We start from the raw sequence: 26,010 nt of genomic DNA on the forward strand, positions 1-26,010 counted from the left end.
GGATAGAAGGAGAGAGGATTATGCTATTTGAAAATATTAAGAAACTGGTAGAATATGGCGTCCAGACAGGATTGACGCCGGAATCGGAGCGCATCTATACCACCAACCTTCTGCTGGAAATGTTTGGCGAGGATAATTATGAAGACTGCCCGGTGGAAGATACAGAGATTGAATTAGAGTCCGTGCTGAAGGAGCTGCTGGATGAGGCAGTAAAAAGAGGGATTATCGAGGACAGTATCGGATACCGGGACCTCTTTGACACGAAGCTTATGAACTGCCTGCTTCCAAGGCCGGCCCAGGTACAGGAGACATTTGCGAAGAAATATGAGATATCCCCGCAGGAGGCCACGGACTATTATTATAAGTTCAGCCAGGACAGCGACTATATCCGGCGCTACCGCGTGAAGAAAGATATGAAATGGAAAGTGGATTCCCCCTATGGAGAGATCGACATCACCATCAACCTGTCTAAGCCGGAGAAGGATCCCAAGGCCATTGCCGCGGCAAAGAACGCCAAGGCCAGCAGTTATCCCAAGTGCCTGCTGTGCATGGAGAATGAAGGATATGCGGGCCGCCTGAACCATCCGGCAAGGGAGAATCACCGGATCATTCCGGTTACGGTCAACGACAGCAAGTGGGGATTCCAGTATTCTCCTTATGTATATTACAATGAGCACTGTATCGTGTTCAACGGGCAGCATGTGCCTATGAAGATCGAGCGGGCTACATTTGTGAAGCTGTTTGACTTCATCAAGTTCTTTCCCCATTATTTCCTGGGCTCCAATGCAGACCTGCCCATCGTGGGAGGCTCCATCTTAAGCCATGACCATTTCCAGGGAGGCAATTATACATTTGCCATGGCAAAAGCGCCAATCGAGAAGCAGGTAACGATACCGGGATATGAAGACGTGGAGGCCGGAATCGTCAAGTGGCCTCTGTCCGTACTGCGGATACGAAGTACCGACGAAAAACAGCTCATCGACCTGGCGGACCATATACTGGCAGCCTGGAGAGGCTACACGGATGAGGCCGCATTCATCTATGCCTGCACAGAAGGAGAGCCCCACAATACGATTACGCCAATCGCAAGAAAGGTGGGCGATACGTTCGAACTGGATCTGGCGCTTCGGAACAACATTACCACCCAGGAGCACCCCTTAGGCGTGTATCACCCGCATGCGCAGTACCACAATATCAAGAAGGAAAATATCGGCCTTATCGAGGTGATGGGACTTGCGGTCCTGCCTTCCAGGCTGAAGGAAGAACTGGAGATACTGGCCGGATATCTTGTGGAAGGCAAGGACATCCGAAGCAATGAGAAGATTGAAAAGCATGCAGAGTGGGTCGAGCGGTTCCTTCCGGATTATGACAGGATTACCGGGGAAAATGTCATGGATATCCTGAAGAAGGAAGTGGGCAATACATTCGTCCATGTACTGGAAGATGCCGGAGTATACAAGTGTACGCCGCAGGGACGGGAAGATTTCATGCGGTTTGTGAATACCTTATAAGCAGAATGATAGAAAAGAATAATAGAAAAGCAGGAAGGACACGCAGGGCATTAAAAATGCCGCGTGTCCTTCTTTAATGAGATCCTTTTACCCTAGATCAATGACTGGAATAATGCTGTAATATCCTCCACAGAAGTTTCCTTTGGATTTCCCGGACGGCATGCGTCTGCATAGGCGGATTCAGCCAGGAACGGAATATCCTCTTCTTTTACAATGCCTTTTAGGTCCTTAGGGATTCCGACATCCTCTGCCAGCTTCCTTACAGCGTCTACGGCAGCCTTGCGGTATTCCTCCTGGGACATGTCCTCGGTGCCTTTTACGCCCATGGCGGCAGCAATATCCTTATACTTTGTGCCCGTGGCATCCGCGTTATATTCCATTACGGCAGGAAGCAGGATCGCGTTGGCAATGCCGTGAGGCGTATCGTATTTTGCGCCCAGGGTATGAGCCATGGAGTGAACGATTCCAAGTCCGACGTTGGAGAATCCCATGCCTGCCACATACTGTCCAAGCGCCATGTCGGCACGGCCTTCTGGCGTGTTCTCTACAGCGGCCCGAAGAGAGCGGGCAATGATTTCAATGGATTTGATGTGGAACATATCGGAAAGTTCCCATGCGCCTGCGGTAATGTATCCTTCGATGGCATGAGTCAGGGCATCCATTCCGGTGGAGGCTGTCAGGCCCTTTGGCATGCTGGACATCATATCCGGGTCAATGATGGCAACGACAGGGATGTCATGGGGATCTACGCATACGAATTTGCGGCTCTTTTCTACGTCGGTAATGACATAGTTGATGGTAACCTCGGCAGCAGTGCCGGCAGTGGTAGGAACCGCGATGATCGGAACTGACTTATTCTTAGTATCGGCCGCGCCTTCCAGGCTTCTTACATCCTCATGCTCCGGATTGGCAATGATGATGCCGATGGCCTTGGCGGTATCCATAGAAGAGCCGCCACCGATGGCGATCAAGTAGTCCGCGCCGGAGTTCTTGAAGGCCTGTACGCCGGTCTGCACGTTTTCAATGGTAGGATTTGGCTTGATATTGGAATAAAGCTCATATTCCAGGCCGTTCGCGTCCAGTACATCCAGCACCTTCTGGGTAACGTTGAATTTGACCAGGTCCGGATCAGAACATACAAAAGCCTTCTGGAAGCCTCTGGCCTTTGCCTCTGTGGCGATATCATGGATGGCGCCCGCGCCGTGATAGGATGTTTCATTCAAGACGAATCTGTTTGACATAAGTATCTCTCCTTTTCTCTGTGAAAATTAACTTTGTTATAATTATAACGATCTATTGGCGCCGAGAAAAGTTACAAAAAAAGCAAGATGTCACAAAAGTGACAACTTGCAGAAAGTGTAACATCCATTCCCTTAATTCAGATCCGTCAGCAGTTCCTATAAAGGCTCCGGTAGAGCCAGGATCAGAAGATCAGCCATCTCTTCGGGCTCTAAGTCCATATCTTTTCTGGCCCATTCCACAGTCATGTAGATGGATCCGCGGCAGTACATCTCTAACAGGAACTGAATCTTTTTATCCAGGGGCTTTCCGGTCTTGCGCCTGATGATGCCGGTGTAAAATTCAAGGATGCATTCATAATCATACTGGAGCAAAGAGTTATAATCCTGGGACTGGAACGCGGAGGTGAAGAAGCAGCGCTCATTCTGGATAAAATGGAACTTTTTGACCAGCCCCTCCCGGAGAGTGAGGCTGACGCCCATCTGGCGGAAAGACTTGTCGGCCAGCTGCTCGAAATGCCAGTTCACCAGGTCATACTTATCCTTAAAATTGCGGTAGAAAGTCTGGCGCGTCATCTCGCTGTTTTCCACGATCTCCTTGACGGTAATCTTATCCAGGGGCTTGGCCTCCATAAGTTTTTTCATAGAGGCAACGAACTTGTTTCTGGTTTTTTCGCTATTATCCATTCCATCTACTCCTGTCGTAAAAAGGTATCCGATTACTGCTGTATAGTGTTTATTATAAAAGTTCCCGGAGAAAATCACAATCATATTTTGGAAAAAACTGTTCATTGAAAACGAACATGTGTTCTGATATGCTTTGGGATATAGAAGGGGTGAAAAAATGGAAGAGAAAACCGTATATCATATTGACGTGAATTCTGCGTACCTAAGCTGGGAGGCGGTCTACCGCCTGAAGTTCCTGGGAGCCCGCACAGACCTGCGCCGGATTCCTTCTGCCATTGGCGGGGATATCAGCCAGAGGCATGGGATTATCCTGGCAAAGTCCATCCCTGCGAAAAGATATAAGATCCATACAGGAGAACCCGTCCCCCAGGCAAGGCAGAAATGTCCCGATCTTCTGATCACGCCGCCCAATTATGGCCTGTATGAAAGGTGTTCCAGGGCATTTGTGAAGATCTTAAAAGAATACTCCCCGGATGTGGAGCAATATTCCATCGATGAAGTATATATGGATATGACGCAGACCATCCATCTGTATGGCGATCCCGTCCAGACGGCATTCGATATCAAGGACCGGATAAAAAAGGAACTGGGATTTACCGTGAATGTGGGCATCTCAACCAACAAGGTTCTGGCCAAGATGGCCTCGGAGTTTAGGAAGCCGGACCGGGTGCATACGCTGTACCCGCCGGAGATTCCCAGGAAGATGCGGCCTTTGCCGGTGGAGGAACTTTTCTTTGTCGGAAAGGCCAGCGCGGGCAAATTAAGAAAACTTGGGATTGAGACCATAGGGGAACTGGCAGAAGCGGACCCGGAACTATTAAGGCGGCATCTGAAGTCCCACGGGGAAGTCATCTGGAACTTTGCCAATGGCCGGGATTTTTCCGTGGTGCAGCCTGTGGAAGCGCCGAACAAAGGCTACGGCAACAGCACGACCATCAGTTTTGACGTAAAGGATGCGGCCACGGCTAAGATCGTGCTGCTTGGCTTGGCGGAAACGCTGGGGATGCGTATCCGGAAGGATGAGGCAGAGATACAGGTGGTGAGCCTTGACATCTGCGACTGTGAATTCAACCGGATCTCCCACCAGAGGGTGCTTGAGAATCCCACGGATATTACGAAGGAAATTTACCAGGCGGCAGCCAGGCTTCTGGATGAGGCCTGGAACCAGATGCCGATCCGCAAGCTGGGCATCCATACCGGCAAGGTGGGGGAGGCCGGGTGGAGCCGGCAGATGAGCCTGTTTGATTCCGGAGACTATCTGAAGGAAAAGAGATGGGATAGAACCATCGACCATATCCGCTACAGGCATGGGATGGATGCGATAAAGCGGGCGGTGTTCCTGGGACAGCCCAGGATTGACCATCTCTCAGGGGGAATTTCCAGGGAAAAGAGAAGCGTAGACTATACAAAGATCAAGATTGATTAGAAAGGAAAGGGGCGAAGAGCATGGCATTCGGAGTCGGAGTAAATACCGGGAAGGCAGATGGAGGGAAGATTAAGGGAAGGCAGGAGGCAGTCGCCTGTGGCTGCTGGTTCACCAGTCAGGGAAACACGCTTCCAAAGTATATCAAATACCAGGACGAGGAAGGGATGATCCGGGGAATATCAGACATAGAAGTGCTATATTCCCAGAAGCAGAATTACTGCGGAATTCCCATGGTGGAGTACGTCTGCCGCGGAGTGACACAAGGGATGCGGCGCGGCTTTAGGCTGTTCTTTCATCTGGAAGAATGTATATTCAAGATTGTATGGGAGTGACATTGCGTGCAGCCAGAAGCCCGGTTTTTTGAGGTCAATGACAAAAAGCCGAGTTCACAGAATAAACATACATTTACCACATACTTTTCAAAAACTGCCCTTATACTGTTAAGAACTATTATGATTGACAGGAGGAAGCGCATTGATTGAAGTAAAGAATCTAACCAAACGTTATGGAAAGCACCTGGCCGTGGATGACTTAAGCTTCACCGTGGAAAAAGGCCAGATCTATGGATTCCTGGGGCCAAATGGCGCGGGCAAGTCCACGACGATGAACATTATGACCGGATATCTGGGAGCCACATCAGGCGAGATCCTGATAAATGGACATGATATTCTAAGAGAGCCCCAGGAGGCGAAAAAGTGCATCGGCTATCTGCCGGAACAGCCGCCCCTCTATATGGAAATGACCGTATGGGAGTATCTGAACTTTGCGGCTGAATTAAAGAAAATTCCCAAAGATGAAGTAAAAAAACAAATAGAGAAGGTTGCAAAGCTTACAAGGCTTGAGGAGGTGCAGAACCGCCTGATCCATAATCTGTCCAAAGGATACAAGCAGAGAGTGGGCCTTGCCCAGGCAATCCTGGGATTCCCGGAGATCATCATTCTGGATGAGCCTACGGTAGGTCTGGATCCTAAGCAGATCATAGAAATCCGGGAACTGATCCGTACGCTGGCCAAGAATCACACGGTAATCCTGAGTTCCCATATTCTGGCGGAAGTCCGGGAAGTCTGTGACTATATCATGATTATTGCCAAGGGAAAGCTGGTAGCCAGCGACACGCCAGAGAATCTGGAGAATCTTATGAGCGGCACAGGCCATGTGGAACTGGAGGCTAAGACATCCATGGAGAAGGCAAGGGCTATCCTAAAGGAGATTCCCCAAATCAGCAAGGCCGAGTACCAGGAAGAGACGAAAGAGAGCGTTACCGTGCGGATAGAGTCAGAAGGGCAGTCAGACATCCGGGAGCAGTTATTCTTTGCGTTCGCGAAGGAAGGGATTCCGCTTCTGACTCTGAAGCTGAACAAGTCCACGCTGGAAGACATCTTCCTTGAACTGACGCAAGGGGATAAAGCGCAAGGCAGCGATTCTGCGGAAAGCCAGGACTTCCAGGAAAATATAGAAGACAGCAAGGAGGAAGAGACGGATGAGAGCGATATATAAAAGAGAACTAGGCGCCTATTTTCATTCCATGATCGGCTATGTATTTATTGCATTTCTGGTGGCATTTACAGGAATTTACTTTATGGCGTACAACCTGAATTATGGGTATCCATATTTTTCTTATGTCTTATCGGGAATTCTTTTTGTGTTCATGATAGTGATTCCCATTCTTACGATGAGAAGTTTCGCGGAGGACAAAAAGAGCAAGACAGACCAGCTGCTTTTGACGTCGCCGGTCAGCCTGTTTAAGATCGTGATGGGCAAATACCTGGCGATGGCCTCCATTCTGGCAATCCCGTGCGTAATATATCTGATATTCCCATGGATTATCAAGGCCCAGGGCACGGCGTATATTCTGGTTGATTACTTGTCCATCCTGATGTTCTTTCTGCTGGGATGCGTCTACATCTCCATCGGCATGTTCATCTCGTCTTTGACGGAGAGCCAGATTATCGCGGCGATCGGGACCTTCGGAATCCTGGTTCTTCTGTACTTATGGAATGGGATCCTGGATTTCCTTCCTTCCTCAGCGCTGGCAAATGTAATCGGAGCCATCCTGATCCTGACCCTTGTGGCGGCAGGAATCTGGCAGATGACGAAGAACTGGATGATCAGCGGCGCGCTGGAGGCTGTGGTCATCGCAGGGGGCGTGATTTCCTATATCGTCAAATCAAGCCTGTGGGAGAATGCCCTGTCACAGATTCTGGGAAGACTGGATCTGACAAAGGCCTTTGCCAGTATCGCGTCCGACCGTCTGCTGGACATCAGCGGCATTGTCCTGTACTTGTCGCTGATTGGCATATTCATCTTTTTAACTATGCAGATGATACAGAAAAGACGTTGGAGTTAGGAGGGGCTTATGTTAGAAAAGATAAAAAAGACATTTCAGAATCGGACTTCCAGGAACGGCAGTTACAGCGTAGGACTGATCGCGCTGGTCGTAGGCATTGTAGTGGTTATCAATCTGATCGCCGCCCAGCTGCCGGAGAATATCCGCAAGATAGACATCAGCGACAACAAGATTTATGAGATATCCAAGACGAGCAAAAAGATATTGGAAAAATTGGATCATAAAGTCACTTTCAAAGTATTTGCAGAAAAAGATTTCGCGGATGAAAGAATCCGGACATTTCTTAAGAAGTATGCCGCTCTTTCAGATCAGATCAAGGTGGAATGGGTAGACCCGGTGCTCCATCCTTCTGCACTCAAGGACAACAATGTAGAAGCCAATACGATACTGATTTCCTGCAAAGATACCGGAAAGACCACGACGGTGGCCTTTGATAAGATCATCGTGGTGGATGAATACTCTTACTATACGACTGGAAGCGCTACCGAGTCAGAGTTTGACGGGGAAGGGCAGCTTACCAGCGCCATTCATTATGTGACCAGCGATACCCAGAAAAAGATGTATTATACCACGGGACACGGGGAGAGCACATTTTCCTCCTCGGTATCAGAACTTCTGGATAAGAATAATATGTCGGAGGAAGAAGTGAATCTTCTGATGGCCGGAAAGGTACCAGATGACTGCGACCTTCTGTTCCTCTACGGGCCGGTCAAAGATATTACAGAAGAAGAAAGCGCAATGCTTGCGGACTACATGTCCAAAGGCGGAAAGGTATTTCTGATTCTGGGAGATGCAAAAGAGGATACGCCGAATCTGAAGAAATTCCTTGCGGAGTATGGCATGGAGCAGGCGGACGGGTACATTGCGGATATGCAGAGGTGCTACCAGGGGAACTATTACTATATCTTCCCGGAAATCAGCGCATCCGGTGATATGGCGGAAGGACTGGATACGGACATGGTGCTTCTTTCCAATGCCCACGGGATGAATCTGACGGATCCGGCAAGGGATACCATTTCCGTGACGCCGTTTATGAGTACTTCCTCCAACGCATATGCGGTGACCCAGGAGGCGCAGAAGGAAGGATCCTATACGCTGGGGGCGGTTGCCACGGAAAGCATTTCGTCTGATGAAGGAAGCGATGCACACAAGGATGAAAGCGTCGAAGATGAAAGCACATCCGGCAGCGGCGGGGAGGAAAAGCAGGCAAGGCTGACCGTCATATCCGCGGAAAGCCTGATTGACGCGCAGATTACGGACGCATTTACGACGCTGGAGAATCTGGACCTATTCATGAACGCAGTGTCAGCCAACTTTGATGACGTGCAGAATGTGGCAATTGAGCCAAAGAGCCTGGAGGTAACTTATAATACCATGCAGCATGCCGGCCTCATCAGCCTTCTATTGATATTCGGCATCCCGTTTATCATACTGGTCTATGGATTGGTAAAATGGTGGAAGAGAAGAAAAGCATAGGGAGAAGGTGGGGCGTTATGAAGCAGAAAAAGACGATGGTAATATTAATCCTGATCCTGGCAGTCCTGGCCTCCATATATGGCGGCCTGAAGGCCTGGGGCAAGAAGGCTGCCGAAAAAGAAGCAGGAGCGGCAGCAGAAAAGATCACGGTCACGGATCTTAAGAATCTGTCCTCATTTTCTTATTCGAATGGCCAGGAGACCATGAGTTTTGTCAAGGAAGATGGAACCTGGAAACTGGAAGATGATAAAGAAATACGGCTGAACCAGAGTGCTGTAGAAAGTATCGGGGAGGCCGCCGCGAGCCTTGCGGCAGTCCGGGAGTTAAAAGAGCCGGATGATCTGGATGATTATGGCCTTACGAAGCCTTCTTATACGATTGACCTGACGACAGAAGACGGCGATAAGGAAACCTTGTATGTAGGGGATGCGGCGGGAGAGGATTACTATGCCATGACAGAGGGGACGCAGAAAGTATATACCATTTCTAGCAGCCTGGTATCCGCCCTCCAGTTTGACCTGTCTGGCCTGGCCCAGCTGGATGTGGTGCCGGCTATCAGCAGCGGCAGTCTGAAGAAAGTAAAGATCACGGAAAATGGGGAGACGACGACCTACAAAGAAGAGGATGAACTGGCGGAACTGGCTGGAGGATTCGGAGCATTGACCCTGACCGAATGTGCGGACTATCATGTGACGGACGAAGAATTAAGCGCCTATGGGCTGGACGAGGCAAGCCGCGTCACGGCAGAGGCGGCCTATAAAGATGCCCAGTCAGGGAAAAAGAAAACATTTACCGTCTACATCGGCAAAATGAGTGAAGATGGCGCCAGCAGATATGTAATGGTGAAAGATTCCAAGATGGCCTATAAAGTAAGCCAGGATGTGGTATCCAACATGATCACTGTGAACCAGGAGGACGCAAAAGAATAAAAAATACTGGATAATAAAATCCCTTCCTGTATAATAAAGGAGAGAGAATATACGGGAGGGAGAACATTGAGGAAAGATACAACCAGCACCATCAAGCGCGCGGAGCGCTTTCAGATCATACTAATTGGAGAAGGAATACTGGTAGGCGGCATTGGAGGGCTGGTGGTGCTTCTGTACCGGATGTGCCTGGAATACGCCGGCAAATGGCTGAATATGATTCTGGAATATGCCAGGCAAAGCCCGATAAGAATTGCCGCATGGTTCCTGATCCTGATTGCGATGGCGTGGCTTGTCGGGAAACTGGTGAACTATGAGCCGATGATATCCGGGAGCGGCATCCCTCAATTGGAGGGAGAGATGGTAGGCAAGCTGGAGCAGAAATGGTGGAAGGTCCTTCCTGCCAAGTTTGCAGGAGGATTCTTATGCCTGCTGGGAGGACTTGCGCTGGGAAGGGAAGGCCCGTCCATCCAGCTGGGCGCTATGGTAGGAAAAGGAATCTCCCGGGGGATGGACAGAGGGAAGACAGAGGAAAGGTTCCTCCTGACCTGCGGGGCCAGCGCCGGCCTTTCAGCTGCGTTCCATGCGCCGCTTGCCGGGGTCATGTTTTCGCTGGAAGAAGTGCACAAGAACTTTTCCGTGTCCGTGCTTCTGTCGGTCATGACGGCCTCGCTGACGGCGGATTTCCTGTCTTCTACCGTTTTGGGCATAGATTCTGTCTTCCAGTTTGACATTGTAAAGGCCCTGCCACAGGAGTACTACTGGATGATCGTGGCGCTTGGGATCGTTCTTGGCGCTACGGGAGCGTTCTATAACTGGTTTACGCTGAAAGTCCAGTCCCTTTATAACAATGCCAAATTTTTAAACACTACGACAAAGCTCATTATTCCGTTTGTCTGTGCCGGAATTCTCGGATTTACGGCGCCAGAACTTCTGGGAAGCGGACATGCCTTGATTGAATATCTTACCAATACGGATGTGATGCTGGGGACGGTCCTGTTTATCCTGATAGGCAGATTCCTCTTCTCAGCCGTCAGCTTCGGCTCAGGCGCCCCGGGAGGCATCTTCTTTCCGCTGCTGGTGCTGGGAGGATTCATTGGAGGAACCTTCGCCACCGTAGGGGTGCAGTTCTTCGGACTGGATGCAATGTATATCAACAACTTCGTACTGCTTGCCATGGCCGGATACTTTGCGGCGATCGTGCGCGCGCCCCTTACCGGGATCATCCTGATCTTTGAGATGACCGGCTCCTTGAGCCAGATGCTGTCCCTGTCCATCGTATCCATCGTGGCCTATATTGTGGCTACGCTTTTAAAGTCCAAGCCAATCTATGAAAGCCTGCTGGAACGCCTGCTGGAGCGGCAAGGCCAGAAAGTATCCAAAGACCATGGCCAGAAAGTACTGACAAACTTCGTGGTGCGCCAGGGCTCCAGGCTGGAAGATACGACGATCAGCGAGATTGAATGGCCCAACAACTGCCTGCTTGTGGCAATCCAGAGGGGAGCAGATGAAATCATTCCCAAAGGCAGGACCAGGCTGCAGGTAGGTGACGTGATCGTAACCATGACGGACGAACGAGACATCAGCACCGTGCATGATCGAATGGAACGGCTGTGCAGCGATATGTTCTAGGGGAGTGTTTATAGAAAAATACAATTCTATAATATTTTCTCCTTGCAATCGAGAAATCGGTGTGCTAACATATAAAACAAATTTTAAACAATAAAGCGATGAAAGAGACTCTGTTCTTTGGAACTTGACAGGAATGAGGCGTCACCGACTGAGAGCGCCGCTTGAGGAATAAGAACAAAAGGGAACACTCTGGAGCAGACCGTCTGAACCTAAGTAGGCCGGTACGTAGGCACACGTTACGTGCAAGAGAGGAGCCAAGTCACATAAAAAGTCACAAGGCTCAAAGCGGGTGGTACCGCGGATAGCAAAGAAGATATCCGTCCCGGGAGAGATACAAACAGTATCCCTCCTTGGGACGGTTTTTTTCGCGTTGGCAATGAGGACTGCGTTCTAAAACCAACATTGCAATTCGTCCCGGAAAAGAAAAGGAGGACAAAATGGAATATTTAACAGGAGTAAGACACAAGGACACTTTAGAAATCAGCGAATTACGGAAGCAGGCGCAGCCAGGCCAGACAGTCAAAGTAAACGGCGCCGTGCATGCCATCCGGAATATGGGGACAGTGGCATTCGTCATCCTGAGAAAACGGGAGGGGCTTCTTCAGGGAGTATACGAAGAGGGCACCGCAAAGTTTGACTTGAAAGATATCAAGGAGGCTGCCACAATAGAGGTAGAGGGCGTGCTTGAAGAAAATGAAAAGGCTCCGGGCGGCATAGAGATACGGATGGAGAATCTGAAGATCTTAAGCCAGCCCAAGGCTGAGATGATGCCGCTGGCCATTTCTAAGTGGAAGCTGAACACGTCTTTGGAAGCAAAGTTAAATTACCGTTCCATTTCTCTTAGAAACATAAGAGAGCGTGCCAAATTCAGAATCCAGGAAGGATTGACGCGTGCTTTCCGGGACTTCCTTTACAGTCAGGGTTTTACGGAGATTCATACGCCAAAGATTGGAGCGAAAGGCGCGGAAGGCGGCGCGAATATCTTCAAGCTGGAATATTTCCACAGGCCTGCGGTTCTTGCCCAGAGCCCCCAGTTCTATAAGCAGATGATGGTTGGCGTATTCGACAGAGTATTTGAGACAGCCCCGGTATTCCGGGCAGAGAAGCACAATACCAAGCGTCACCTGAATGAATACACCAGCCTGGACTTTGAGATGGGCTATATCGATGGATTCGAGGATATTATGGCGATGGAGACCGGGTATCTGCAATATGCAATGGAACTGCTGAAAAAAGATTATGCGCAAGAACTCAAGATCCTTGGCATCACGCTTCCAGAGGTGGAGAAAATTCCAGCGGTAAAATTCAGCGATATTAAAGAAAAGGTGTCTGAGAAGTATGGTCATAAGATGAGGAATCCTTTTGACCTGGAGCCGGAAGAAGAGCAGCTGATCAGCCAGTATGCCAAGGAAGAATGGGGCAGCGACTTTGTGTTCGTGACACATTACCCGTCCAAGAAGCGCCCCTTCTATGCGATGGATGATCCAAAGGATCCCAGATATACGCTGAGTTTTGATCTGCTGTTCAGAGGAATGGAAATTACGACAGGCGGGCAGCGCATTCACGATTATGAGATGCTGGCTGAGAAGATTAAGGCAAGGGGCATGTCCCAGGAAGGAATGGAGCAGTACCTGGATACTTTCAAGCATGGCATGCCGCCGCACGGAGGAATCGGCATTGGCTTGGAGCGTCTGACCATGAAACTGATTGGGGAGGACAATGTAAGAGAGACTACGCTCTTCCCAAGAGACTTGAGCAGGCTGGAGCCATAAGAGAGGCTTCAGAGGTATAGGAGAGGAAAAATATGTTTGGCAGAAAGTGTACGTTATGCGGGGGGAAGCTTGACGGAAGAGGGATCTGTACAGAATGCGGCTTGGATAATAATAAGGCGGATAAGAATTATAAGATTAATGAGAGCAGCTGCGACGATATGCCGCTTACGCATGTCCATGAGGAGCCAAAAAGGCAGAAGGCAAAGCCTCGGCAAGAGAATATAAAACAGCGGGCTCAAGGGATGCAAAGCCAGAATACGCAGAGCCGGAATCCACGGCAGGATCAAGGACAGCATGAGGTACCATATGGCTGGCAGCCTCAGAGAATGGAGGAGACGCAGCAGAGGAAGATCAGCAGCCGGCAGGCCGCAGAAGCCAAAAAACAGAACAAAGGCAAGAAGATTTTCACGATCCTTACGATTATTCTTACGGTTGCGGGAATCTTGATTGGCATAACGGAAGACCGAAGCAGCGAGACATTAGAGCCATCGGGAACGGATGCGGCAGATAATTATGATCCTTACGCCTATGTGACGAGAGAACTCTCCGAGCAAGGCGAATCTGTAGAATATAGCCTGACATCCGGGAATTATATTGTAGGGGTGCATATTCCGGAAGGAACCTATGAGGCATTTCCAAAGGATGATTTTGACGCGGTCAGGGTAGATGATGATGAAAACGGGATCTACTTGTTTGAATATACACAAGGAGAAACGGACACGATTAAGGATATCCGTCTGTATGAGGGCGCGACCCTGACGATCACGAGCAAGGATATCATCACCTTGAAATCCAAGAATGCCCAGGACTTAGATATGGCAGTCGAGGCGAACCCTCTGACAGAAGGAGTTGAACTGGCATCCGGCGAAACCAAGACCGCAGGGGTGGATTTCGCTCCGGGCATCTACGATGTGGAATTGACAAGCGGCTATGGAATCGTAGAAGTACAGATCTATGGTGAAGGCGGACAAGAATGGGACTATGTGGGGCTTGATCTCGAAGAAGATGGAATGGATGGAAGTTCCTTCCGATATCTGGTGCTTCCGGAACAGGCAACCATATTCTGCAAAGACGACCTCTCCGTGACACTGACGCCAAGCGAAAAGATAAAGTCAACAGATTATTTCAGTTTTTATCAATGATAGAAGGAGGCAGTTATGGCACATAAAATATCAGACGAGACCATTGAATATGTAGGAATTCTGGCAAAACTCGAATTGTCGGGCCAGGAGAAGGAAGACGCGAAGGCCGATATGGAGAAAATGCTGGATTATATAGATACGTTAAATGAACTGGACACGGAAGGGATAGAACCGATGTCCCATGTATTTCCTATTAAAAACGTATTCCGCGAAGATGTGGTGACGAACGAGGACGGAAGCAAGGATACGCTGGCCAATGCGCCGCTTCAGAAGAACAACAGTTTCAAAGTACCAAAGACAATCGGTTAGGAGGGTGCGGATACAATGAATATTATGAGCATGACAGCAGTGGAAATAGGAAAAAAGATCAGATTGAAAGAAATATCGGTAGCAGAGGCCGTAAAAGCATCTTTGAGCCAGATAGAAAAGGCAGAGGAAAAGATTCACAGTTTTGTGACGGTTGACAGGGAAGGCGCCCTCAAACGTGCGGAAAAGATCCAGAAGCAGCTGGAGGAAGGCAGCCTTACAGGCCCTCTGGCGGGAGTGCCAGTGGCGATCAAGGATAATCTTTGTACCGAGGATATGCTTACTACCTGCAGTTCTAAGATTCTGGAAAACTTTAAGCCCACATATACAGCAGAGGCAGTCAGGAATCTGGAAAAGGCGGGGGCAGTGATCATTGGCAAGACCAATATGGATGAATTTGCCATGGGAAGTACGACAGAGACCTCTTATTTTGGAGAGACCAGGAATCCATGGAATCTAAAGCATGTACCGGGCGGCTCCTCCGGCGGCTCCTGCACAGCGGTAGCAGCGGAAGAATGCGCGTTTGCGCTTGGTACTGATACCGGCGGGAGCATTCGCCAGCCTAGTTCCTATTGCGGCGTTGTGGGGATCAAGCCTACGTATGGCACGGTATCCCGTTATGGTCTGGTGGCCTATGGCTCATCTCTGGACCAGGTTGGGCCGATCGCGAAGGATGTGACGGACTGCGCGACGATTCTGGAAGCGATCGCTTCTCATGACCCGAAGGATAGCACGTCGATTGACCGGAACACATATGCCTATCCGGGAAGAGAAGAAGGAATCAAGGGCTATGATTTTACCGGCGCTCTGGTGGATGATGTGAAGGGGATGAGAATTGGCATCCCACAGGATTATTTCGGAAAAGGGCTGGATCAGGAAGTCAAGGAACGGATTCTGAGCGCAGTAAAAGTATTGGAGGAAAAAGGCGCGGTTGTGGAAGAATTCGATCTCAGCCTTGTACAGTATGCAGTCCCTGCCTATTACGTGATCGCTTCAGCGGAGGCAAGTTCCAATCTGTCCCGCTTTGACGGAGTGAAATATGGATACCGCACGGAGGAATACAAAGGACTTCATAATATGTACAAAAAAACCCGCTCGGAGGGATTTGGCTCCGAGGTAAAGCGAAGGATCATGCTGGGTTCCTTTGCGCTTAGTTCCGGCTATTATGACGCTTATTATCTGAAGGCATTGAAGACAAAGGCTCTTATTAAACAAGCGTTTGACAAGGCTTTTGAGAAATACGATGTGATTGTGGCTCCAGTTGCGCCTACAACAGCGCCGGAATTAGGAAAGAGCCTGAGCGATCCGATGAAAATGTATCTGGCGGATGTCTATACTGTTTCCGCTAATCTGGCCGGCCTTCCTGGAATCAGCGTACCGGTGGGGATGGATTCAAAGGGGCTTCCCGTGGGAATGCAGCTGCTTGGCAACTGCTTTGAGGAGCATAAGATCCTTCGGGCAGCATACGCATACGAACAGACGAGGCCTTATGAAAGGCCTGGCTTTGTAAAGGACATGGCAGGGCAGGAAGCTGCCCGGGCGGATGAAAGCAAGAAAGGGGGCAGATAATCATGACCAGACAGTATGAAACGGTGATCGGACTGGAAGTCCATGTGGAATTAGCAACTAAGACCAAGATCTTCTGCTCCTGCAGCACGCAGTTCGGGGGCGCGCCCAATACGCACACCTGCCCGGTGTGTACTGGCATGCCGGGGTCTCTTCCGGTTCTGAACAGGCAGGTGGTAGAGTATGCTATGGCAATCGGCCTTGCCACCAACTGCGAGATAGCCAGGGAATGCAAATTTGACCGCAAGAATTATTTCTATCCGGACAATCCGCAGAACTACCAGATATCCCAGCTGTATCTGCCGATTGCAAGAAACGGATATGTGGAGATCGAAGCAGGGGACATTAAGAAAAAGGTACGCATCCATGAGATGCACATGGAAGAAGACGCAGGAAAACTGATCCACGACGAATGGGATGACACCTCGCTGGTGGATTATAACCGAAGCGGCGTCCCGCTGGTGGAGATCGTATCCGAGCCGGATATGCGCTCAGCGGAAGAGGTGATCGCTTACCTGGAGAAACTGCGCACCATCATCCAGTATCTGGGGGCATCCGACTGCAAGCTGCAGGAAGGCTCCATGAGAGCGGACGTCAACCTGTCTGTCCGGGAAGTCGGCAGAGAGGAATTTGGCACCCGGACGGAGATGAAGAATCTGAACTCCTTTAAGGCCATAGCCAGGGCGATCGAAGGCGAACGCCGGCGCCAGATAGAACTTCTGGAAGAAGGGAAAGAAGTAGTCCAGGAAACACGCAGGTGGGATGACAACAAAGAGGCCTCCTATGCCATGCGTTCCAAAGAAGACGCGAAGGATTACCGCTATTTTCCAGAACCCGACCTGGTTCCCGTGACCATCAGCGATGAATGGATCGAGGAAGTAAGATCAAGACAGCCGGAACTGCGGGCAGAGAAACTAGAAAGATATAGGAAGGAATTTGATATTCCTCAGTATGACGCGGAGATTATCACAAGTTCCAAGCATATGGCGGATATCTTCGAAGAGGCCACGGCTATCTGCAAAAAGCCAAAGAAAGTATCCAACTGGCTGATGGTTGAGACCCTCCGCCTCCTGAAGGAGCATGATATGCAGCCGGAAGATATCCGGTTCTCGCCGGAGAATCTCGCAGCGCTGATCGAACTTGCCGACGCGGGAACCATCAACAGTTCCGTGGCAAAAGAAGTATTTGAAAAGATATTTGAAGAGGACGTAGATCCAAAAGACTACGTAGAGAAGCACGGACTTAAGACGGTGAATGACGAAGGCGCGCTTATGGAAGTGCTGACGCAGGTGATCGCAGAGAATCCGAAGGCTGTCGCTGATTTTAAGAACGGGAAAGAAAAAGCCCTGGGAGCCCTCGTGGGACAGACGATGAAGGCCATGAAAGGCAAGGCGGATCCGGGACTGGCAAGCCAGAAGTTAAGAGAGATGTTAAGTTAGTATTAGACAGAAGCGGCTGCCATGTGTTACAATTCTTGAGTAATATCATGGAATATAAAATACGATGAATAGAAAAGGAGAAGTCATATGGGAGGTTTTTTTGGCGTAGCGTCAAAGAATGATTGCGTATTAGAACTTTTTTATGGAGTAGATTATCACTCGCATCTTGGAACCAGACGAGGAGGTATGGCAACACACGGCAAGGCTGGATTCAACCGTGCGATCCACAACATTGAGAACTCGCCGTTCCGTACGAAATTCGAGCGTGATGTGGAAGAGATGGAGGGAAATCTTGGAATCGGCTGTATCTCGGACTTTGAGCCGCAGCCCCTGCTGATACAATCCCATCTTGGCAGTTTTGCCATCACGACGGTCGGCAAGATCAACAATTTTGATGAATTGCTGGGGCGTGTTTATAAGGATGGCCATTCTCATTTCCAGGAGATGAGCGGCGGGCAGGTCAATGCCACGGAACTGGTGGCATCCCTTATCTGTAAGAAGCCAACGATTGTGGAGGGAATCCAGTATGTACAGGAGATCATAGACGGCTCCATGACGCTTCTGCTCATGACAGAGGACGGGCTATACGCCGCGAGGGACCGCTATGGAAGGACTCCGCTTGCTATCGGGCATAAAGAAGACGCGTACTGCGTTTCTTTTGAAAGCTTTGCTTATATCAATCTGGGCTATTCGGACTATAAAGAACTAGGCCCAGGGGAGATCGCATTTATCACTCCGGAAGGGGTGGAAACCCTGAGCGCTCCAAAAGAAGAGATGAAGATATGCTCCTTTTTGTGGGTATACTATGGATATCCGACCTCCTCATATGAGGGAGTCAATGTAGAAGAGATGCGCTACAAATGCGGGAGCATGCTGGCAAAAAGAGATGGAGATTCCGTACATCCCGACGTGATCGCCGGCGTGCCGGATTCTGGTATCGCGCACGCGATCGGATACGCCAATGAGGCAGGCATTCCATATGCAAGGCCTTTCATTAAGTATACACCTACCTGGCCGCGGTCATTTATGCCGCAGAACCAGAGCCAGCGTAATCTGATCGCCAGGATGAAGCTGATTCCGGTACCGGCCCTGATCGAGGATAAGAAACTATTGTTGATCGACGATTCCATCGTGCGTGGAACCCAGCTTCGGGAGACTACAGAATTCCTGTACAATAGCGGGGCAAAAGAAGTGCATGTCCGTCCGGCGTGCCCGCCTCTTCTATACGGCTGCAAGTATCTGAACTTTTCACGTTCCAAGTCAGAATTGGAACTGATAACGAGACGTGTCATAAAGGAACAAGAAGGAGAAGACTGCCCTCAGGAAGTATTGGACGAGTATGCGGATCCTTGCTCCTGCCGCTACGCAAAGCTGATCGAGGAGATCCGCAAGCGGCAGAACTTTACGACGCTGCGCTATCACAGGCTGGATGACCTGATCGCATCCATTGGCATCGAGCCGTGCAAGTTATGTACTTATTGCTTTGATGGAAAAGAATAGAAGAATAAGAAACATTTTAAGGGAGAGCAATAGAAGGCTCTCCCTTTTTAACGCGTGATCAGTTAATTGCTAATGGCATAGGTCAATATATAATCATCCATGACAAACCCATTTCCGATGTCCGCCACCTGCTCATCCGTAATCTTAAATCCCAGATGATCATAGATGGCCAGGGTATTGTCATTGTGCTTATTACAGGTGAGGTAGATCTTAGAAAGGCCTCTTTCACGGCAAAGATTTACAAGGAACTGGAAGGCTTCTGTTGCCAGATGGCATCCGCGGAATTCCTTTTTGACATACAGCTTGCTTAGGAAAAGCGCGTCCGCTTCCTGGTGAATGCCGGTATAGCCTGCCATGGCATGCGAACGATAGATCTGAAAATATTCATAGCCGTCATGTTCTATCTGCGCTTTGATGGCAGGATAGGATTGGAACTTATCTACCATATAGTCCACCTGCTCCTTGCCGATGATTGGCGTAAAATGCTGATGCCATATCTCTTCCGCTAATATGGCGATGTCCTGTATCTCGCTGTCAGACTTGGCGGGACGTATTTCTGTCGTGTTCATATTCTTGGCTCCTGTTCTTTAGAATAGTTTTATAAATAAGTCAATTCTCTTCTGCTATTATAAGTGATATAATAAAAAGATACAATAATGAATTCAGAGGTCGGAGGAAGGCAATGGACAGGTTTGTGTCATTAGAGGGCGTGAAAAAGATATACAATATGGGCGAGGTTAAGATCATGGCCGCCGCGGGAATCGACTTCCAGATCAAGAAGGGCGAATTCGCGGTAGTGGTAGGGCCAAGCGGCGCGGGCAAGACCACGGTCCTTAACATTCTGGGGGGGATGGACACGGCGACGGAAGGAAAGGTCCTGGTGGACGGACAGGATATTGCGACCTATTCCCAGAAGCAGCTTACCGCGTACCGAAGGGATGATATTGGCTTTGTATTCCAGTTCTACAATCTGATCCCCAACCTGACCGCGCTTGAGAATGTGGAACTGGCGCTACAGATATGCAAGGATCCTATGGACGCGGCAGACGTACTGGAAGAAGTGGGATTGGGGGAGCGGCTGAACAACTTTCCGGCACAGCTTTCCGGAGGGGAGCAGCAAAGAGTATCGATCGCCAGGGCTTTGGCGAAGAATCCGAAGCTTCTGCTGTGCGACGAGCCTACAGGGGCGCTGGATTACAATACAGGAAAGGCTATTCTTAAACTGCTGCAGGATACCTGCCGCAACAAGGGAATGACGGTCATACTCATTACGCATAATTCAGCGATAGCGCCGATGGCGGACCGCGTGATAAAGATCAAGAACGGAAAAGTTTCGGACATTATAGAGAATAAATATCCTGTATCGGTTGAGACGATAGAGTGGTAGAGGTGGCGCATGGGAACAAGGTCTACGCGAAAAGATTTTTATATGGAGATAAGAAAGAGTTCAGGGCGTTTTATATCAATCCTGTTTATTGTGGCGCTCGGAGTTGCTTTCTTTTCTGGGATACGCTCCTCCGAGCCGTCAATGCGGATAACCGGAGATGCATATTTCGATGGCGCGAATCTTTTTGATATTAAGACGGTAAGCACGCTGGGTATTACGAAAGATGATATCCGGGCGCTTCAAGAGGTAGACAATGTGGCGAAGGCCGAAGGCTCATACAGCGCGGATTTCCTAAGCAATACGGAAGATGAGCAGTATGTCCTTCACGTGATGGCGCTGCAAAAAGATATGAATGAGGCGGCGGTGACGGATGGCAGGCTTCCAAAGAAGATTGGGGAATGCCTGGCGGACGACGAGATGGGATACAAGGTGGGCGATAAGATTACGCTAAAGTCGGGAACCAGCGATCCGGTCTCAGATACGTTAAAGACAGAGGAGCTTACGGTAGTCGGAACCGGAAGCAGTCCTTGCTATATCTCCTTTGGCAGAGGCAGCGCCACCATCGGGACCGGAAGCATAGATGGATTCCTGATCGTCCCGGAACAGACGTTTGACATGCCGGCCTATACGGAAGCCTATGTGCAGGTGGCAGGGGCAAAGGAATTGACGACCTATACGCAGGCCTATGATAAAAAGATCGAAGAGGTTATGGATGGGATAGAAGACATTACCGGGGACCGGGGTAAGATACGAAGGCAGCAGCTGCTGGATGATGCCAATGCCGAACTTGACAAAGCCAAGGATGAACTTGCGAAAGGAAAAGAAGAATCTGATCAGAAACTAGGCGATGCGGCCAATGCTATTGCCGATGGCGAGCAGCAGTTAGGCGATGCCCGGGCGAAGATAGAGGACGGCAAGAGCCAGATTGCCGATGCAAAGGCAACCTTGAATTCCAAGCAGAAGGAACTGGACAATGCAAAGGCAGAGTATGAGGCTGGCTTGGCAAAGTTTCAGGAGGGAAAGGCCGCCTATGAGCAGGGCGCGGCAGAGTTTGCCGCAGGCAAGCCGGCGGCGCAGGAACAGATCCGGCAGGGAGAAGAAGGGCTGGCTGTGTTCCGCCAGCAGCTGGATCAGGGATGGAGCGGATATAACCAGCTTCTGGAGAACATAAAAGGGATGGAGGACAATCCCATGGATCCATCGGAGCCCGGATATGATGAATGGCTCCAGACCTTGGGAGGACTAAAGGAGCAGGCAGATGCGACAAATCAGCAGCTTAGCGCGCAGGAAGAAGAATATGCCAAGCAGTCTGCCAAACTTGAAGGGGCGAAAAAGCAGTTAAGCGATGGCGAGCAGAAACTTCAGGATACGAAGGCCGCTCTGGATGGCAGCGAACAGCAGCTTAGCCAGGCCTCTGCCCAGATAAAGTCTGGGCAGGAGCAGATTGATGCCGGATGGCAGGAACTCCATTCGAAGGAGGCTACGCTGACCGATGGCGAGAATGAACTGAACGCTAAGGCTGCGGAACTGGAAGATGCCAAGAAGGAATATGAAGACGGCAAGGCCAAAGCCGAGGCCGAGATAGAAGACGGCGAGAAGAAGATCAGCGATGCGGAAAGGGAGATTGCCGATATCGAGAAGCCCAAATGGTTCGTCTACGACAGAAGTTCTCTGCCGGAGTTCTCCGGATACGGAGAGAATGCTGACCGGATGCGGGCCATAGGAAAGGTGTTCCCGGTCATCTTCTTTCTGGTAGCCGCGCTGATCAGCCTTACCAGCATGACCCGCATGGTGGAGGAGCAGCGCACCGCGATCGGAACCATGAAGGCGCTGGGCTATGACAAATTCGCCATTGCGTCCAAATATCTGGGCTACGCCCTTCTGGCGACGGTGGGCGGAAGCGTGATCGGCGTGCTGGTAGGTGAAAAGATCCTTCCCTTCATCATTATCTATGCGTACGAGATTATGTATCACCATATCCCGAAGATATTGGTGCCATATAACTGGCAATATGCGGCAATCGCTTCCTTTGCGGCGATCATCTGTACCATGGCGGCTACATTCCTGGCTTGCTACAGGGAACTGGACGCGCAGCCAGCGGAATTGATGCGTCCGCCATCGCCGAAGAATGGAAAGCGGGTATTTCTGGAACGGATAAGGATAATATGGAAGCATCTGAACTTTACATGGAAGTCTACCGTAAGGAATCTGATGCGATATAAAAAGCGTTTCTTCATGACGATATTCGGGATCGGAGGCTGTATGGCCCTGATGCTGGTTGGTTTTGGGCTTAAGGATTCCATCTTTGATATCGCGGACATCCAGTATGATGATATCCAGGTATATGACGGAAGCATCTATCTTCAGGAGAATCTGACGGATGAGCAGAAGCAGGATTTAAGGGGATTCCTTAAAAAAGACAAGGACGTGCAGCGCTTTATTGATGCTAATATGCAGAGTGTGACGCTGGTCAATGGCAAGAAGGAGCGGGAGACCTATGAATGCGTATTGGAAGATCCGGGAAAAATGGATCAGTACATCCATCTGCGGGACCGCAAGACCAAGAAAGCCTACGAACTATCGGATGAGGGGGCGATCATAAGCGAGAAGACCGCCAAACTGCTGGATGTAAAAGTGGGGGACAGCGTCTACATCAAGGATGAGAAGGATGGAAATAAAGAAGTAAAGATCGAGCATATCTGTGAGAATTATATGGGGCACTATCTCTACATGACGCCAAAATATTATGAGAAAGTGTACAATGAGAAGCCGGATTATAACAGCATATTCTTTGCCGCCAAGGATTCTTATACGAAGAAGCAGCTGGAGAAGGCCGGAGAAAAGATTGTAGCGGAGGATGCGGTGCTCAGTGTTGGCTATATGCATGACATAGAGAAGCAGCTGGACGATATGCTAAAGAGTTTGAACCTGGTAATCGTTGTCCTCATCATCTCGGCAGGAATGCTGGCCTTTGTCGTGCTTTATAATCTGAATAATATTAATATTACGGAAAGGCAGAGGGAGCTGGCCACGCTTAAAGTGCTGGGATTCTACAATCCGGAAGTGGCAGTCTATGTGTACAGGGAAAATATCATCCTGACATTTGTGGGAGCGGCTGTCGGGGCAGTTCTTGGAAGGATTCTCCATTTGTTCGTGATCCAAACGGTAGAAGTGGACGCTGCCATGTTCGGACGCAACATCAATCTGCCCAGCTATCTGTACAGCCTGGCGTTTACCGTGGCGTTTTCCTTTATCGTCAATGGAGTGATGTATTTTAAACTCCGAAAGATCGATATGGTTGAGTCATTAAAGAGTGTTGAATAGGATTATATTTTAAAAGGACTCTTAAAAGAAAATTTATGTTTTCACGGAAATTGTTAGCACTCTTTTTAAAAGAGTGCTAATTTTCTATTGACTTTTGAATTTCTCCGTATTATCATAACTGATAGATAATCAAGCGGGAGATAGCCGCAAAAAATATTACAAAGAATTAGGAGTGATAAAGATGGCAGCAAAAAAAGGCAGTTTATCTATCAGCAGTGAAAACATATTTCCAATTATAAAGAAATGGGTGTACTCAGACCATGACATTTTCGTGCGCGAAATGGTATCCAATGGATGCGACGCGATCACGAAACTTAAGAAGCTGGATATGATGGGGGAATACCAGCTTCCGGATGGCTATAAGCCCAGCATCAAGATTGAGGTAAATCCAGAAGAAAAGACGCTGAAGTTCACAGACAATGGTATCGGAATGACGGCTGACGAGGTAGAGGAATATATTACCCAGATCGCGTTCTCCGGCGCTACAGAGTTCCTGGAAAAGTATAAGGACAAGACGACGGAAGATGATATGATCGGCCATTTCGGATTGGGATTCTATTCAGCCTTCATGGTAGCGGATGAAGTGCATATTGACACGCTGTCTTATAAGGAAGGCGCTACCCCGGTTCACTGGGCAAGCAATGGCGGCACGGAATATGAGATGGAAGATGGCACCAAGGCAGAGGTAGGATCCACCATGACGCTGTACCTGAATGAAGACAGCCTGGAATTTGCCAATGAGTACCGTGTAAGAGAAGTCATTGAGAAATACTGTTCCTTCATGCCGGTTGAGATCTTCCTTTCCAAGGAAAATGCGGAACCGGAGTATGAGACCATCGATGAGGCGTATTTGAAAGAAGATGATGTAGTCATCGAGCATATTCACGAAGATGCCAAGATGGAAGAAAAGGAAAATGAAGACGGCGAAAAGGAAATGGTGGAAGTAGAGCCGGCTAAGGAAAAGGTAAAGATCCAGAAGCGTCCGGTATCCTTAAGCGACATTCAGCCTCTGTGGACGAAGCATCCGAATGAATGCACGGATGAGGACTATCTGGAATTCTACCGCAAGGTATTCCTGGACTATAAAGAGCCTCTGTTCTGGATCCACCTGAATATGGACTATCCATTTAATTTAAAGGGAATCTTATACTTCCCAAGAATCAACACCGAATATGATTCTATAGAAGGAACCATCAAACTGTATAACAACCAGGTATTCATCGCCGATAATATCAAGGAAGTCATACCGGAATTCCTGATGGTATTAAAGGGAGTCATCGACTGCCCGGACCTTCCGCTGAACGTATCCAGAAGCGCACTGCAGAATGACGGATTTGTCAATAAGATAGCGGACTATATCTCCAAGAAAGTGGCGGATAAGCTGTCCGGAATGTGTAAGACAAAGAGAGAAGATTATGAGAAATACTGGGACAGCATCAGCCCGTTTATCAAATTCGGATGCCTCAAAGACGAGAAATTCTGCGATAAGATGAAGGATGCAATCCTCTTTAAGAATATTGATCACAAATATCTGACGCTGAAAGATTGTATAGAAGAAAACGGCGGAGAGGTAGTTGAGCCAAATGACAAGAAGGAAGAAGAGAATACTGATGGCAGCGATGAGAACAAAGTAGAAGAGATTAAGACGACGATCTACTATGTTACCGATGAAGTGCAGCAGAGCCAGTACATCAACCTGTTCAAGAGTCAAGGACAGGATGCGGTAATACTGGGACATAATATTGATTCTCCATTTATTACGCAGCTGGAGCAGCGAAACCCGGCCATCCGCTTCCAGAGGATCGACGCTGACGTGACGGATACCATTAAGGAAGAAGTGGCGGAAGAAGAGAAAGAAGAATTTAAGAAGACCTCTGACAGCCTGATTGAAATCTTCCGCAAGGAACTGGAAAATGACAAGCTGGATGTAAAGATCGAGAAACTCAAGGATGACAATATGGCAGCCATGATCACTCTGTCAGAGCAGAACCGCCGTATGCAGGAAATGATGAAGATGTACGGCATGGACGGAATGAATATGGGCGGAGAGAGCACCCTGATCCTGAATGCGAACCATCCGCTGGTACAGTACGTGGTAGATCACAAAGACAGCGAGAATACCAGCATTATCTGCAAGCAGCTCTATGATCTGGCAATGCTGGCGCACAAGCCGTTAAGCCCGGAAGAGATGACGGCATTTGTAAAGAGAAGCAATGAGATCATGATGCTTCTGACGAAGTAGGAGAATAGAATTACAGTCTTTGGCTATTTTTCTAAACGATAAGAGTCTGAGACAGTCGGCTTAATTAAGCCTTCTGCCTCAGACTCTTA

At 49.2% G+C, this 26,010-nt stretch carries 20 protein-coding genes; 17 read left to right on the top strand and 3 right to left on the bottom strand.

Translation table 11 applies throughout. The features are described 5' to 3' along the window. The first annotated feature begins 20 nt into the window (after positions 1 to 20). Positions 21 to 1,511 (top strand): UDP-glucose--hexose-1-phosphate uridylyltransferase, encoded by a 1,491-nt coding sequence (gene galT, locus K0036_RS04215; protein ID WP_220430815.1) that lies wholly within the window; start codon positions 21 to 23, stop codon positions 1,509 to 1,511. Positions 1,512 to 1,603: 92 nt separating this feature from the next. Here the strand turns inward: galT and fucO are convergent, their stop codons facing one another. Together fucO and K0036_RS04225 are read right to left on the bottom strand one after the other, a co-directional pair. Next, on the bottom strand, positions 1,604 to 2,752 hold the full coding sequence (gene fucO / locus K0036_RS04220; protein ID WP_025645029.1) for a lactaldehyde reductase: 1,149 nt from the start codon (positions 2,750 to 2,752) through the stop codon (positions 1,604 to 1,606). A 156-nt stretch (positions 2,753 to 2,908) separates the two neighbouring features. Beyond that, complete coding sequence (locus K0036_RS04225; RefSeq protein ID WP_220430816.1) at positions 2,909 to 3,436, bottom strand: TetR/AcrR family transcriptional regulator C-terminal domain-containing protein; 528 nt, start codon at positions 3,434 to 3,436, stop codon at positions 2,909 to 2,911. A gap of 157 nt (positions 3,437 to 3,593) precedes the next feature. Between K0036_RS04225 and K0036_RS04230 the strand changes: the two genes are divergently transcribed. From K0036_RS04230 to K0036_RS04290, 13 genes are all read left to right on the top strand, one after another. Beyond that, on the top strand, positions 3,594 to 4,862 hold the full coding sequence (locus K0036_RS04230) for a DNA polymerase Y family protein (protein WP_220430817.1): 1,269 nt from the start codon (positions 3,594 to 3,596) through the stop codon (positions 4,860 to 4,862). A gap of 20 nt (positions 4,863 to 4,882) precedes the next feature. Continuing rightward, the gene (locus K0036_RS04235) at positions 4,883 to 5,194 is read left to right on the top strand and encodes a hypothetical protein (protein ID WP_025645026.1); all 312 of its coding nucleotides are present in this window, start codon (positions 4,883 to 4,885) and stop codon (positions 5,192 to 5,194) included. Between the two features lie 142 nt (positions 5,195 to 5,336). Continuing rightward, complete coding sequence (locus tag K0036_RS04240; RefSeq protein WP_220430818.1) at positions 5,337 to 6,359, top strand: ABC transporter ATP-binding protein; 1,023 nt, start codon at positions 5,337 to 5,339, stop codon at positions 6,357 to 6,359. Beyond that, positions 6,343 to 7,209: an ABC transporter permease gene (locus tag K0036_RS04245; RefSeq protein WP_220430819.1), complete on the top strand. Its 867-nt coding sequence runs from the start codon at positions 6,343 to 6,345 to the stop codon at positions 7,207 to 7,209. Before K0036_RS04240 ends, K0036_RS04245 begins: the two co-directional genes overlap by 17 nt. A 9-nt stretch (positions 7,210 to 7,218) precedes the next feature. Beyond that, positions 7,219 to 8,685, top strand: coding sequence for a GldG family protein (locus K0036_RS04250; RefSeq protein ID WP_220430820.1), 1,467 nt, complete (start codon positions 7,219 to 7,221; stop codon positions 8,683 to 8,685). A gap of 17 nt (positions 8,686 to 8,702) precedes the next feature. Further along, positions 8,703 to 9,614, top strand: a complete 912-nt coding sequence (locus K0036_RS04255) for a DUF4340 domain-containing protein (protein ID WP_220430821.1) — start codon at positions 8,703 to 8,705, stop codon at positions 9,612 to 9,614. A gap of 66 nt (positions 9,615 to 9,680) precedes the next feature. Continuing rightward, positions 9,681 to 11,243, top strand: a complete 1,563-nt coding sequence (locus K0036_RS04260; protein WP_025645018.1) for a ClC family H(+)/Cl(-) exchange transporter — start codon at positions 9,681 to 9,683, stop codon at positions 11,241 to 11,243. A 437-nt stretch (positions 11,244 to 11,680) separates the two neighbouring features. Then, positions 11,681 to 13,015 (top strand): aspartate--tRNA(Asn) ligase, encoded by a 1,335-nt coding sequence (gene aspS, locus K0036_RS04265; RefSeq protein WP_025645016.1) that lies wholly within the window; start codon positions 11,681 to 11,683, stop codon positions 13,013 to 13,015. A 32-nt stretch (positions 13,016 to 13,047) separates the two neighbouring features. Beyond that, the gene (locus K0036_RS04270) at positions 13,048 to 14,157 is read left to right on the top strand and encodes a hypothetical protein (protein ID WP_220430822.1); all 1,110 of its coding nucleotides are present in this window, start codon (positions 13,048 to 13,050) and stop codon (positions 14,155 to 14,157) included. A gap of 15 nt (positions 14,158 to 14,172) precedes the next feature. Then, positions 14,173 to 14,466: an Asp-tRNA(Asn)/Glu-tRNA(Gln) amidotransferase subunit GatC gene (gene gatC, locus K0036_RS04275; RefSeq protein ID WP_025645012.1), complete on the top strand. Its 294-nt coding sequence runs from the start codon at positions 14,173 to 14,175 to the stop codon at positions 14,464 to 14,466. A gap of 15 nt (positions 14,467 to 14,481) precedes the next feature. Beyond that, entirely contained in the window at positions 14,482 to 16,032 is a 1,551-nt protein-coding gene (gene gatA / locus K0036_RS04280; RefSeq protein WP_220430823.1) for an Asp-tRNA(Asn)/Glu-tRNA(Gln) amidotransferase subunit GatA, read from the top strand. Positions 16,033 to 16,034: 2 nt separating this feature from the next. Then, the gene (gene gatB / locus K0036_RS04285; protein ID WP_220430824.1) at positions 16,035 to 17,468 is read left to right on the top strand and encodes an Asp-tRNA(Asn)/Glu-tRNA(Gln) amidotransferase subunit GatB; all 1,434 of its coding nucleotides are present in this window, start codon (positions 16,035 to 16,037) and stop codon (positions 17,466 to 17,468) included. Positions 17,469 to 17,555: 87 nt separating this feature from the next. Beyond that, positions 17,556 to 18,968: an amidophosphoribosyltransferase gene (locus K0036_RS04290; RefSeq protein WP_025645008.1), complete on the top strand. Its 1,413-nt coding sequence runs from the start codon at positions 17,556 to 17,558 to the stop codon at positions 18,966 to 18,968. 62 nt (positions 18,969 to 19,030) lie between these two features. Here the strand turns inward: K0036_RS04290 and K0036_RS04295 are convergent, their stop codons facing one another. Beyond that, on the bottom strand, positions 19,031 to 19,537 hold the full coding sequence (locus K0036_RS04295; RefSeq protein WP_220430825.1) for a GNAT family N-acetyltransferase: 507 nt from the start codon (positions 19,535 to 19,537) through the stop codon (positions 19,031 to 19,033). 113 nt (positions 19,538 to 19,650) lie between these two features. Here K0036_RS04295 and K0036_RS04300 point away from each other — a divergent pair, with 113 nt between their 5' ends. From K0036_RS04300 to htpG, 3 genes are all read left to right on the top strand, one after another. Beyond that, positions 19,651 to 20,355, top strand: coding sequence for an ABC transporter ATP-binding protein (locus K0036_RS04300; protein ID WP_025645004.1), 705 nt, complete (start codon positions 19,651 to 19,653; stop codon positions 20,353 to 20,355). 9 nt (positions 20,356 to 20,364) lie between these two features. Beyond that, positions 20,365 to 23,679, top strand: coding sequence for an ABC transporter permease (locus K0036_RS04305; RefSeq protein ID WP_220430826.1), 3,315 nt, complete (start codon positions 20,365 to 20,367; stop codon positions 23,677 to 23,679). Positions 23,680 to 23,860: 181 nt separating this feature from the next. Beyond that, complete coding sequence (gene htpG / locus K0036_RS04310; protein WP_220430827.1) at positions 23,861 to 25,921, top strand: molecular chaperone HtpG; 2,061 nt, start codon at positions 23,861 to 23,863, stop codon at positions 25,919 to 25,921. The last annotated feature ends 89 nt before the right edge of the window (positions 25,922 to 26,010 follow it).

Source organism: [Clostridium] scindens (assembly GCF_019597925.1).
Classification (GTDB): domain Bacteria; phylum Bacillota; class Clostridia; order Lachnospirales; family Lachnospiraceae; genus Clostridium_AP.